The sequence below is a fragment of the Syntrophotalea sp. genome (assembly GCF_050253115.1).
Taxonomy (GTDB): Bacteria; Desulfobacterota; Desulfuromonadia; order Desulfuromonadales; family Syntrophotaleaceae; genus Syntrophotalea; species Syntrophotalea acetylenica.
This window is the reverse complement of record NZ_JBFWJQ010000076.1, coordinates 1-12,275: the sequence shown is the minus strand read 5'-3', so window position 1 is coordinate 12,275 and position 12,275 is coordinate 1. Positions and strand designations below refer to the sequence as shown.

At 54.9% G+C, this 12,275-nt stretch carries 9 protein-coding genes; 2 read left to right on the top strand and 7 right to left on the bottom strand.

Annotation, left to right across the window (positions count from 1 at the left end; all coding sequences use genetic code 11):
• Positions 1-144: 144 nt before the first annotated feature.
• The gene (locus AB7E65_RS08870) at positions 145-366 is read right to left on the bottom strand and encodes a 4Fe-4S binding protein (RefSeq protein WP_072287744.1); all 222 of its coding nucleotides are present in this window, start codon (positions 364-366) and stop codon (positions 145-147) included.
• Positions 367-664: 298 nt separating this feature from the next.
• Here AB7E65_RS08870 and AB7E65_RS08865 point away from each other — a divergent pair, with 298 nt between their 5' ends.
• Together AB7E65_RS08865 and AB7E65_RS08860 are read left to right on the top strand one after the other, a co-directional pair.
• A complete protein-coding gene (locus AB7E65_RS08865; RefSeq protein WP_072287745.1) occupies positions 665-1,123 on the top strand; it encodes a hypothetical protein in 459 nt (152 codons plus the stop codon).
• A gap of 179 nt (positions 1,124-1,302) precedes the next feature.
• Positions 1,303-2,523, top strand: coding sequence for a 6-phosphofructokinase (locus AB7E65_RS08860; RefSeq protein ID WP_072287746.1), 1,221 nt, complete (start codon positions 1,303-1,305; stop codon positions 2,521-2,523).
• Between the two features lie 58 nt (positions 2,524-2,581).
• Here AB7E65_RS08860 and AB7E65_RS08855 read toward each other — a convergent pair whose 3' ends face one another.
• The 6 genes from AB7E65_RS08855 to AB7E65_RS08830 form a co-directional block, all read right to left on the bottom strand.
• Positions 2,582-4,819, bottom strand: a complete 2,238-nt coding sequence (locus AB7E65_RS08855) for a hypothetical protein (protein ID WP_428745692.1) — start codon at positions 4,817-4,819, stop codon at positions 2,582-2,584.
• A gap of 4 nt (positions 4,820-4,823) precedes the next feature.
• The gene (locus tag AB7E65_RS08850) at positions 4,824-5,528 is read right to left on the bottom strand and encodes a tyrosine-protein phosphatase (RefSeq protein ID WP_320361337.1); all 705 of its coding nucleotides are present in this window, start codon (positions 5,526-5,528) and stop codon (positions 4,824-4,826) included.
• Positions 5,525-7,723: a GumC family protein gene (locus AB7E65_RS08845; RefSeq protein WP_072287749.1), complete on the bottom strand. Its 2,199-nt coding sequence runs from the start codon at positions 7,721-7,723 to the stop codon at positions 5,525-5,527. Before AB7E65_RS08845 ends, AB7E65_RS08850 begins: the two co-directional genes overlap by 4 nt.
• A gap of 249 nt (positions 7,724-7,972) precedes the next feature.
• Positions 7,973-8,782: an SLBB domain-containing protein gene (locus tag AB7E65_RS08840; protein WP_428745691.1), complete on the bottom strand. Its 810-nt coding sequence runs from the start codon at positions 8,780-8,782 to the stop codon at positions 7,973-7,975.
• Between the two features lie 38 nt (positions 8,783-8,820).
• Positions 8,821-10,155 (bottom strand): outer membrane beta-barrel protein, encoded by a 1,335-nt coding sequence (locus tag AB7E65_RS08835; RefSeq protein WP_158514037.1) that lies wholly within the window; start codon positions 10,153-10,155, stop codon positions 8,821-8,823.
• A 172-nt stretch (positions 10,156-10,327) separates the two neighbouring features.
• Complete coding sequence (locus AB7E65_RS08830; protein WP_428745690.1) at positions 10,328-12,274, bottom strand: polysaccharide biosynthesis protein; 1,947 nt, start codon at positions 12,272-12,274, stop codon at positions 10,328-10,330.
• Position 12,275: the final 1 nt, after the last annotated feature.

The following is a 12,275-nucleotide window of genomic DNA, read 5'->3' as shown; positions in this document are numbered from 1 at the left end:
GACAACCGGCCTCGAGCGCTCGCATGGCGATCGCTTCCTTGCCTTTTACAAATAAACGATTTTTCAAAACAACCTCCTGGCAGCGATAAACCTGGGTACTAAAAAACATTTCTTTCCGGGTACAAACCGCACAGGGCCGAAATGCTATTTGTCAGAGGTTTTAAGCACGGTGATCGCTACATCCGGGCAGACCCGCGCACACAAGGCGCAGGATAGACATTTGTCCTGATCACATTCGTCTATTTCCACCAGAGGATAACCCTGTTTATTGAGTTTGCTGCCGATTTTCAGCAATTTTTTCGGGCAGACTTCGACACAGAGTCCGCACCCCTTGCAAAATTCCTCGTCAATAATGATTTTTTTCACAGACTGAATCCTCATCATGATGTCCGGAGGTTACGACCTTCAGTTTTACCGCACAATTGGCGAACCATATCAAATCACCTGATTTTTGGCAACACTGAATGAAAGTTCGCGCGTTCTTAACGCACTGGCCTTCGAAACGCTCTCGCTGATTACCATGTTCCATTCACGCGTTCACGCCAGTGATGGAAACGCCATAGGCCCTATCGACATGGAAAAATTCGCCATAGCGGTAAACCATGGCGAAGCCGATTCGTCTGAATGGCTGAAACGACAACTTCACCACAAAGGAGAATAAATCATGAATCGAAAAGTTTTTGGATCTTTGAGTTTCTTCGCTCTCGGTATGTTTTGTCTGATGGCGGCACCGGCCTGGTCGGCAGACCGCGTCGGCCTGCAAGGTGCGCATTTCCAGAAAAGAATTGCCCAGGGGGTAAAATCAGGTGAAATCACCCGCCCCGAGCTTGCGCGTCTACGCCAGGAGCAGCGTCATATCCGGCGGTTCAGCCACCAGGCGCGGTCTGACGGCCATGTGAATCAGTGGGAGCGCCGCAACCTGCAACGCATGAAGCAAGAGGCGCATCGCAATATCTACCGTGCCAGGCACAATCGCGCAAGCAATTATTGTGTCAAACGCTCCGGAGGCCACCACAGATCCGTTGTCCACAGGGCACCCGCCACGCGCTACAATCACGGCTTCATCAGTGGGACTTTTGCACAACCGGGTCTGTCCGTTGCCTGGGATGTCGGCCTGCGTTGATCACTCAACCCCGCAAAAAAACGGCCTGCGGATTTTTTTCGCAGGCCGTTTTTTTGCGGGGTGCAGGAGTTTCGCTATAATTGGTTTCCGTAGGACCATTGCATTATATCCGGACCATGCTTGAGGCATTCGCATAAATTCGCTGGATATTGATGAGAATTCCGACAGGAGAACAACTTATGAAATATCGCGGAACCATCGGCATTTTAACCGGGGGCGGCGACGTCCCCGGCCTGAATCCGGCCATAAGGGCCGTAACCTTTCGCGCACTGCGGGAGGGCTATCGGGTTGTCGGTATTCGCCGCGGATGGGGGGGGCTGGTAGACTACATTCCGGAAAAAGATGCGGACAACAGTGACCATGTCCAGATTCTTACAGAAGATCTGGTCAATCGGGCAGGCCGAACCGGCGGCACCTTCCTGCATACATCCAGAACCCTGCCCGCCCGCCTGCCCGCAGCAGCTTTGCCCGACCATCTGAAGCAAACTTACCGTCAGCAGATAAATGATGTCACGCCTCACGTTTTGCGCGCCCTGGAGAATATCGGCATAGATTATCTGATTCCGATCGGAGGGGACGACACCCTGAGCTATGCCGAACGTCTGCATCGCGAAGGAGTGCCGGTGGTCGCCATTCCCAAAACCATGGACAACGATGTCCCGGGCACCGATTACTGCATAGGTTTCAGTACCTGCGTCACCCGCACCATAGAATTGACCCACACATTACGCACCACTGCCGGGTCCCACGAACGTTTGCTTGTCATCGAAGTGTTCGGTCGCTATGCGGGATTCACCGCCATGCTCCCAACCATGGCCGGAGCAGCGGACCGCTGCGTGATTCCGGAATGCCCCTTTGACATGGAACATTTGACCGCACTGCTGGTAGCGGACCGCAATCGGCACCCGAGTGCCTACGCCGTGGTTCTGGTTTCCGAAGGCGCGACCACCATCGATGAGCAGGGGATGTCTTTTGAAAGTCAGGAAAAGGATCAGTACGGGCACCGCAAACTGGGCGGAATCGGAGACAAGGTCGCCTTGCAACTCAAGGAATTATCGCCTCAATTCAACAACGGCCACCGCATCAATGTGGTCAATCAGCGCCTCGGGTATCTGGTCCGCTGCGGCAACCCGGACGCCATAGATTCCATCGTTCCCATGGCCTACGGCAATCTCGCACTGGACCTGATTTTGGAAAACCGCACGGGCCACCTGGTCGCCCTGCGGAATGGCTGTTACGCCAACGTCCCCATTGAGGTAGTCACAAGCCGCAAAAAAGTGGTGATCATAGACAGATACTACAACCAGGAAAGATTGCGGCCCAAATACGAAACCTTTCACGCCCAGCCCACCTTTATCATGACCAGCGAGGACGCAACCCTGAAGCCGACAGCCGGGTAACAGACATGCGCGGAGCCTGCAACACAAAACCTTTGCCGGCATAAAGCGATCAGCCGGATCAGAAAAGTGCATCCAGCCTCAAACGCACTTCTGAATTGTCAGGATCGAGCAGCAAGGCTTTACGATACAGCTCACGGGCACGATAGACAATTCCCATCCGCTCATACAGGCCGGCCGCGGAAACCAGCAGGGTCAGATCCTCGGGGTGCGCCTCCATGGCGGCGCGCAACACCTCCAGCGCAGGCTCGAAGCGTTCCTGGCCGATGAAATAACCGGCAACATGCAGATACATATCCGTCGAAACCCACGGTTCGGCAACGGCATGTCTGATGGCGCGCCTGTAAACGGCCTCTGCCGCACGTTTCTCCTCGCGCTCAATGAGATAGTCCCCGTATTGGCGGTAAGCCTCCGCTCTCGGGGGCAGATAGTCCAGCCATCTATGGACGGCGATCTTCCGGCTTTCAAAATATCGCAACCAGAAACCCGTTTGATCCGGCGCCAGAAGCAGCAACTCCGACAAGGCCTCCAGACCCGCCTTCCTTTCCCCACGAGTCAGCATGTAGAGCAGGTGGTCACGTCGCAGTGACAGGGTCAGGGGAGCGTTTTTCAACCCGGCCTGCATGAGTGCTGCTCCTTCGTCACCATGACCACGCCCGGACAGGAAAACTCCCAGACGATAAATGGAATCTCCGGCAAGAGGGTTGAGGCGCAGGGCCTTTTTGTAATATCGCAGCGCCTGATCGTCCATCCTTTGAGAAGCCATGTAATTGCCGGCAGCGTACCAGTTGGCATCCGCCAGGGGATCGAAAACCAAATACTTATCAACCCCGGCGGCAAAATACTGTGGCGCCGCCCCTTCGATGGCATTACCATCATCCGCGATCGGCGGACCAAAGGAAACAACCACTTTCCCCAGCACATAAACCGACCCGGCCAGACCGATCATTATGCAGAACACCATCATGACCCTGCGTTCGACGAAATGCAGATTGCCGATAGCGGAACCCGGCTCACCGGTGGAGCTGAAACATCCGATACCTATCAACAAGGCAGCCAGAAAATAGGCGGCCATGCCCGGCCAGGAGGCAAAGGGCTGGGAAGTGTCGATTCCGGAGGCGAAGCAGACGATGAGACCTGCCAATATCCCTGGCAACAGAAATAGCGCCATGTGATTGCGCCGGCCCGCCCAGCCGATAATTCCGGTTACCAGTACCATGACCCAGAACCACAGCGACATGACGGTACCGGCCAATCCCCCTGCGCTGAGCAGCACAAGCCCTTTGCCGCCTTCCAGAGGGGCACCGGGATCTTCCCGCAGGCGGGTGTAACGGGCAACCAGAGACGGCAGATTGCCCGGGCCGGCCCCGGCAAGCAGAAAATCGCGGGCCAGAACCTTTTGGTCCAGTCCGGCGGAAACCGGGGCAACCTCCTGAACCCCGCGGTCCCTGCCGATCTGCCAGGTCCCTATGCCGACGACAAGCAGCATGACGAGGGTGATGACGACCGCCGCGCCGCTGCGGCTTCTGCTTCCCCGGCGGGCAAGGAGCATGACTGTCATGATCAGCAACCCGCCGACCAGCGCAATCCGGGTCTGCACGGCGCCACAGAACAGGACCACCCCGCCCATCAGAATCACAAAGGCCAAAAGGTAAGCGGGAAGATGACCGCCAGGATGCCGCAAGGTCTGAATGACGCGTGTGGTCCATTTCCCATAGTTCTGCTGAGGTTTGACATACAGGTGGCAGGTCAACACCAGAGGCATGACAGCTGCCAGAGCCACCACGATTCCCGGAGGCAGAAGCGCATTCCATCCTAGCACCCTGAATGGCAGAGCACAGATCACAAGGACGGCGACCACGCCAGCACCTGTTGCGAAGCGTTTGAGAAGCTTGCCCAGCGCAATGTGGTCAGCCCCGGCCTGCGCCGTCAGCCAGAACACCGAAGCCAATACCCAGAATTGCATGATCCCGGAAAAAGCCGGTTGAGCGGCAACGGCCAGCGGCATCCATGTGCCGGGCCGCAACACCCAGATGGTTTCGCTGTAGAGGCTGTGACTTCCCGGCGATAAAAAACCAAGAACTGCCGGTGGCAGGGGCAGGCACTGAAACAGCAGCAACGCCAGCCAGCCGGCAAGGGCGGCAAACCCCGGCGGGCGAAAGAACTTTTCCGTGTTACGCCACAAGCGCATGGCAAGAAACACGCAAACAAAAACCGCCACGGCGGCCCATCGCCATGTCCAGGGCAAAGCATCGCCAAACAGGCTCAACAACCAGATCGCGACCAAAAACCAGTTCATGATTCTAGACATCCACCACCATTCCGGAAATAATTGCGGCAGGATTATCCTCAACCAGCCTGAGTGCAGCGGCTTTTCCAATCAGCTGGGTGGCGATGCGCAGTCCCTCGGACAACCGTGGCAGCCGATGGCCGGAGGAATGCCCGTCGCTGGCAAGTATATGAACCAGGCCCGATGATACCAGATGACAGGCGCAGGCCTGAGCGTCCGCCCCAAACCCCCCGGCAAGACTGCCGGCGGTGACCTGCACAAGGGCCCCGACCTCCACCAGGCGCGTCAGCGCCTCAGGGTTTTTGAGAATGCCGGGATTGCGCTCGGGATGCGTGATAATGGGCCACAAACCAGCCAGCCGCCACTCGAATATCGTTTGTTCCGCGTTGGCCGGAAGATGGCTGTGGGGGTACTCCAGCAACACGTAACGGGATCTGTTGAGAGTATAAAGAGATACGATATCGACGGGCAGCACCGAAGAGACATCCCCGCCAGGGAGAATATCGAGGGTTACGTTATGCTGTTGCAGGCATTCGGTCAGTAGTGCGATTTTTCGTTCAATAAGTTGCGGGGATGGAATATCGTTTTTTACATGTGGCGTGGCGACAATCGTCCGGGTTCCGTCGGCGACCGCGATGCGCGCCATGGCCAGAGACTCCTCCATGGACGATGCACCGTCGTCCATGGAGGGTAAAATGTGACAATGCAGATCGATCATGAAGATTTTCCCGGTTCTGCCACAGGAGTCTTGTCTTTTTTGTCACTGCCGTAGTGATGATAGTAGCTGTGGTGATAATAGGACGATTTTTCTATCTCAAGAGCGTTGATCACCAGACCGAGAACCCGGGCACCGGAATCCTTGAGGATGCGCAGGGCCCGGTCTGCAAATTCGTAAGAGGTCTTGCCACCGGCCGCCACCATGATGACGCCTTCGAACAGGCGGCACAAAAGGCGGGCGTCCGATACCGGAAGCACCGGTGGCGAATCGCAAACGATGACATCGAATTCGCTGCTCATCGAATCGATCAGTCCCGGCAGCTTGCTGGAAATCAGCAATTCGGAGGGATTTGGCGGAATCGGACCGGCCGTAATGACAAACAGGTTTTTGATCGCGGTTTTCTGCACGATATGTCCGTCGACGGCACCGGCCAGATAATTGCTCAGACCGCGGGTATTGGGCACCTTGAGAACGTGGTGAATGCGTGGCTTGCGCAAGTCGCCATCGACCAGGAGCACCCGCTTTTCCGATTGGGCCAGGGTTATGGCCAGATTGACGGAGGTAGTGGTCTTGCCCTCGCCGACGCCGGCACTGGTCAGCAGAATGCGTCGTGGCGCCTGGTCGGCAAACGAGAGAAATACCGCCGTACGCAAGCCCCGGTAACTTTCGGCAAACGACGAATGAGGCTCCCGCAGAACGGTTTCCTCTACATCGTATTTCAGATTGCGGCGCTTGGCCATGACTCCCAGGATCGGCAGACCCAGAATACTTTCGGCCTGTTCCGGATCCTTGATGGTGTTGTCGAAATAATCGATCAGAAATGCCAGCACAATACCCCCGATAAGACCGATAGCAAGGCCAAGGATAAGGTTGCCTTTTTTCCATGGCTTGGAGGGTATTTTGGGGACGGCGGCCTGCTCCACGATCCAGAGATTGACGGGATTGGTTTCCCCGGTGATGCTCTGCTCCTTCAGTTTCAGCATCAGGGCATCGTAAAGCTGCCTGTTGGTATCGACCACCCTCTTCAGGGCCCCGTATTGAATGAACTTTTCATTCAGGCCAATGGCTTCCGATTTGCTTCCCGTCAATTTGCTTCGAAGGGTCTGCTCATTGGAAAGAGCAAGCTCGTATTCGTTTCGCAACGAATCGATGATCCGGTCGATCTCCTGGCGTTTTTTTCTTTCCAGAACCTGAAGATCACCTCTGGTCTTGACCATGAGGGGGTGCTTCGAACCGAATTTGTTGGACAACTCCATGATGCTCTTTTCGGTTTCAACAATCTGCGACCGCAGGCTCTGCAGCGCCAGATCCGAGGTGATGGCCGAAATGGTTTCCAGTTTCTGATAGTTTCTTCCTGCTCTGCCGATTTTGTTGACCAGAATCTCCATCTCCTTGCGGCGGGTCTCGGCCCGCAGCAATTGCAGGTTGATTTCAGAGAGTTGCTCCGGCACCACCGCAATGCGATCCTCCATCGTCACGATATCGTTGGCTTTCATATAATCCTGCAAAGCCTGCTCGGCGGCCTTGAGTTTTTGTGCTTCATCCTCCGCTTTACGGCCCATCCACTCGAGGCTGCGACGGGTGGCATCCATCTTGAGCTGCAGTGTTTCCTCGATATAGGCCCTGGCCGTGGTGTTGGCCACCAGCGCGGCCAGTTCGGGGTTGGGGGACAGAAAATTTATCGTCACCAGCCGGGTCCCTTCAACCGGCCGTACCAGCAGGTTTTCGGTGATCTTTTCAACAATCGAGGCTTTGCGTCCGTTTTCTCCCGCGGGACTGTCTTCTTTGCGAAAAAGCATCTTGCGGACACCATCGGTCATATCGCCAAGCAGCTGCCAGGCGAATTGCAGCACGGTGCGTCTGTTGCTGGCGGACTCCAGATACTGCTCGTAATCCTTCTCCAGATTGAGCATGTCCACGACCCGCTCCACGACAGCCCGGCTGCGGATCAGCTGCAATTGGGTTTCGTAAAAAACGGGATCAAAGGAACTGCTCCGGCCCCGCGCGGCCAGCTCATCAGCCTCGCCCTTTTCTATGAGTACTTTGGCGGCGCCTTCGTACAGAGGCGTGGACGCATAGGTAAACAGCACCACCAGTCCAAACACGACAAGGAAAAAAGACAGCACCAGGCGACGGTACTTGCGTACCGTTGCGATCAGATCAAGCAGGTGAAGATCGGTTTTTTGAAAAGGCATATCAACTCTCTGCCTCCTGTAGTATTTGTTGAATTGCACCCGGTTGGATACCTGCCCGAAACCAGACTAGTTTTCATCCGGAACCGGCCCTTTTCCGCCGTGGCGGTGTCAATCCGCAGGCTTGCTTGTGCGGCGTACCGATGTACGCCTCCGCGCAATCCCTTGATTTCCTTGCCACAACGAAAAATTGCTCGTTTCCCATATGAAAACTACGCTGTATCCATCCGGAGTTTCCGGATGGATACCAGGCTAGAAAAAACTCTCAGGAACCACAATGACATCTTCCGGCATGACAGCGGTATGCATCGGAACCTTCTCCATAACGGTCTCAACACCATCGACCTTGCGGATCAGGCGGACTCTTTTCTGGGCAGCCAACTCAGTGAAGCCACCTGCCATGGTGATGGCCTTGATAACCGATGTCCCCATCTCGAGTTTATAGGCATCCGGTCGGTTAACCTGACCGGTGACATAAAACACCCCGGCGCGCGGAACAAAAACCCTGTCACCATCCTTGATTGGGACATTCGGCGAGGTTTCCTGTTCCTCGAGCAGGGTCTTGAGATCCACCGCAATCAGGTCATCCTGTCCGGGATTGTCCGGATTTTTTCGTTTGATGTTCACCTCGCTGCCCGCGTCGGCGGTCAATCCTCCGGCCTTGGATATCAATTCCATCAGGCTGGTCGCGCCGCTGAGTTCGTACAACCCCGGAGCCCGAACCTCCCCCATGATGATGGCCCTTTTGCTGCGAAACTCTTCGACGAAAACCGAGACCTGGGGATAGAGGATGTATCCCTCGGACAGCTTTCGGGCTATTTTGGCGGAGACCTGGGACACGGTAAGCCCCTCGATATCCAGTTCGCCGATAAGGGGAAACAGGATGGTCCCCTTTCCGCTCACTCTGGCGGTTGTATCCAGATCGGGGTTATCGTAGACCATAACCTTGAGCACATCGCCCTCTCCGACCCGGTAGTCCAGTTGTTCGACTACCGCGAATGTCAGGCAGCTCAGAAAAAGCGTAAACAGCAAACTACTCATAAAGACGAGATGTTTCATCATCAATGGCCTCCGCTGTGAACCCCGTTCAATAGCAGGTATCAAAGGGCGAAAATCAGGCTGAGATAAACATTGTTGCGATCATAATCATAAGCGATGTTGTTGGAGTTCCTTTTTATAAAAGTATACCCCCCGGAGAGCGCAAGCCAATTCGTCAAGGAATATTTCATGTCAAGCCCTGCGCCATAGTATTCATCGAGACGATCCCCGGAAACACCCTCGCCTCGGTAGCTGTTTCGCATATAATAGATGTTTGCGGTTGTCATCAGCTTCGGAAGAATTCTCTGAAAATACCGAACCTGATATTTCTGGGACAAGGTATAGTCTGTTTCAGCGATATCTGTTTCATTGGTCTGGCGTGTGGCATTGAATTCAATATAGGATTTTGGCGTAAACCTGTGCCGCAATTGCACTTCGGCAAGAAAATTGTCGACTTCGCCTGTATCGGAATCGTCAAAATCCTTCAGGCCGTAGCCAAAGCGGGCGCGCAAACGGGATTTTCGCGTTGCCATCCATTGCGCGCCAAGATACACCTGGTGTTCCTCGCTGTCGGAAAGTATGTTCTCGTCGTAATCGAGAGAAATGTAGTCGTATTCGACAAAAACCGAGGTTTTCGGCAGTATCCTGTACAAAAACCGTCCTGCAAAACTGTGGTCTTCCCGCTCGCGATAGGCGTTTCGCTGGGCATCATAGCTCAAGGTATAGAAACCGTATTCCGCTTCGATGCTGGTTTTAGGCGTAATTTCGTAACTTGCCCCGGCCGTCACGAGATTGGATTTGAACTTATCCAGTTCGCGACTGGTTCCGGTACCATAGGCATCATGGTCAAGTTCGTAAATATCGAGCACATCAAAGGAAAGTCCGCCACGGAAATTATAGCGGGCATAGGCCTCGGCGCGCTGATTGACCTGATCTTCGGAATCGAATTTGTCGTGCAGAAGGATGTCGGCCTGATATTTTCCATAGGCCTGCAGGCGGGTGGTTCCCTTGCTGCGGAACCGGCTCAATTCAAGACCGCCGGGTGCCGTATTAAGCGTATTGACACGGATCAAAGGGTAACGGCTGTTCGGCAGGACGACCCAGATGCCGGGGGTGATGCGGGTAATAAAGTCCCCTTCGCGATCGTATTCGCGATTGAAGAGATTGTCGGTATAAAAACCGCCGACGGACAGATAAGGGTGGATATAGCCAGCCTTGCCGCCGAGCACATCGCCCAGTCGGACGGCGGTGGTTGCCTGTTCGAAGGGGCCTTCGCTGTAAATGCTGGGAGGGACGATCTCCTGCGATTCCACGTCCGTTGCGACAATATCCGCACCCCATGCCTGACCGCCAAGCACAATCAGAAACGCCATTCCCAATATCCGTCTACCGATCATCGCATCCCCCTTTGCATCATCAGTCTGCATCCGGAAACCCCGGATCTTTTGTAACCTCCAAAGCCTGTCAGGAATTACACACCTGCTAAAATGCTAGCAAAAACCGTCGGAAAGTCTATTACCCGCGCCGCCGACCCTAGCCCTTCACAATTCCTGAAAACGTCCAATCGATTTATACAGGCGAATCCGGATTCTTCCTCGCCGCCAGATTGAAGTTCGCCGATCTTGTCGACGGGTTCCCTTCATCCAGTATCCCTGTGGCACTGTGTTTACAATATTCGGGCACCAATTCCTTGAGCAGGGCTACCACCCGTTCGACATCAGCCTCATGGGTTGCCTGGAGCAGCAGGGCGGTTTCGTCTCTGAGCCACTGTTCCGAAAAACATGCCGCCTCCAGAATACGAATCTTTTCATGACGGGTCGCCTTGACACCCTCTCCGGAAATGAGCAGTTCTTCATAGAGTTTTTCCCCGGGTCGCAGGCCGGTGAAAACAATTTCGATCTCCTCGTAGGGTTTGCGCCCCGAAAGCCGGATCATTTCTTCAGCCAGACAGACGATCTTGACCGGATCACCCATGTCCAGAAGGAAAATCTCTCCCCCCTGCCCCATGCACCCGGCCTGAAGAACCAGCTGTACCGCCTCCGGTATGGTCATGAAGAAACGGGTAATTTCCGGATGAGTTACGGTAACCGGCCCACCTCTGAGAATCTGCTCCCGGAAAGTCGGTATGACGCTGCCATGACTGCCCAGAACATTGCCGAACCGAACGGTAACCGCTTTGGTTTCCCCGGAACGCGGCAGATTCTGTACGTAGAGTTCGGCAACCCGCTTGGTGGCCCCCATGATATTGGTCGGATTGACCGCTTTGTCCGTGGAAATCAGAACGAAATGTTCAACGCCCCCCGCCAGACTTGCATCGACGATATTCCTGGTTCCGAACACATTGTTTTTAACCACTTCGACCGGATTGACCTCGGACATCGGGACATGCTTATAGGCCGCCGCATGAAACACGACCTGGGGTTTGTACCGGGAAAAAACCGCTGAGACTCTCTCCATATCCCGGATATCACTGAGGCTGGGAAGCAGGGAAAGACGGGGAAATTTTTCCCGCAGTTCGTTTTCGAGGTGAAACAAGGGGGTTTCGGCATTTTCGAAAAGAATCAGCTGCGCCGGGTCGAAATTTGCAACCTGCCGGCAGATTTCGCTACCGATACTGCCCGCGGCGCCCGTGACCAGAATGGACTTGCCATGCAGATAAGCGTTGATTTCCCGCACATCGAGGCGAATGGGGGATCGGCCGAGCAGATCTTCGAGGCACACGGAACGGCATTGTTCCATGGAAACCCTGCCGTCGATGATGTCGCCGAGGGTTGGCAGTATTTTGCAAGCGATACCGTGTCGCTTGCAGGAGGTGGCGATCTCGCGTAAAGCCCGGGGTGTCACGGAAGACTGGGCAACCACAACCATATCGACCCCGTGACGGGTGCAGATCTTTTCGAGGTCATCCTGGGTGCCCATCACCGGCACGCCATAGAAGACTTTCCCCTGACGCCGGATATCGTTGTCGATATACCCCAGCACCGCTTTGTCGAGCTTGGGATTTTCACGGATCTCGCGAACGATCGTCTGGGCGACAGTCCCGGAACCGACGATCAGAACCGACTTGTGCCTGGAGTTATAGCCTTTGGAGTTGAGCGCGAACTGCTCGCGCAGTATGCGGGTCGCGACCCGCACACCGATCATGATGGAAAAACACAGAAGAAAATCGAGAAGAACGACCGATCGGGGCAAGCCTTCATAGGAATGGAAAAACACCACATACAGGACCAAAGCCACAGAAGCCGCGATATTGGCTTTGAAAATCTGCAGCAGGTCCGGCATGGAAACGTAGCGCCACCACCCCTCGGCAAGCCCCATGAGCCAGAAAACAGGCAGTTTGATGAGTACCACAATGGGCAGCAGCGTTACGATCACCGACCAGTATTCGGCAGGTATCCTCAGATCGAATCGCAGCGCGAATGCATCTACAAAAGAGAAGACTATCGCTCCGATGTGAAAGAGCAAAATCAGAAGCTTGCGGACGCCGGTTTTTTGAAATGGCAAAGGAAGGCTCAAC

Excerpts from the sequence above, each read along its gene's own strand:
- AB7E65_RS08865 (WP_072287745.1), top strand. The coding sequence starts at position 665 with ATGAATCGAAAAGTTTTTGGATCTTTGAGTTTCTTCGCTCTCGGTATG.
- AB7E65_RS08845 (WP_072287749.1), bottom strand. The coding sequence starts at position 7,723 with ATGCCTTTTCAAAAAACCGATCTTCACCTGCTTGATCTGATCGCAACG.
- AB7E65_RS08860 (WP_072287746.1), top strand. The coding sequence starts at position 1,303 with ATGAAATATCGCGGAACCATCGGCATTTTAACCGGGGGCGGCGACGTC.
- AB7E65_RS08835 (WP_158514037.1), bottom strand. The coding sequence starts at position 10,155 with ATGATCGGTAGACGGATATTGGGAATGGCGTTTCTGATTGTGCTTGGC.
- AB7E65_RS08840 (WP_428745691.1), bottom strand. The coding sequence starts at position 8,782 with ATGATGAAACATCTCGTCTTTATGAGTAGTTTGCTGTTTACGCTTTTT.
- AB7E65_RS08855 (WP_428745692.1), bottom strand. The coding sequence starts at position 4,819 with ATGAACTGGTTTTTGGTCGCGATCTGGTTGTTGAGCCTGTTTGGCGAT.
- AB7E65_RS08850 (WP_320361337.1), bottom strand. The coding sequence starts at position 5,528 with ATGATCGATCTGCATTGTCACATTTTACCCTCCATGGACGACGGTGCA.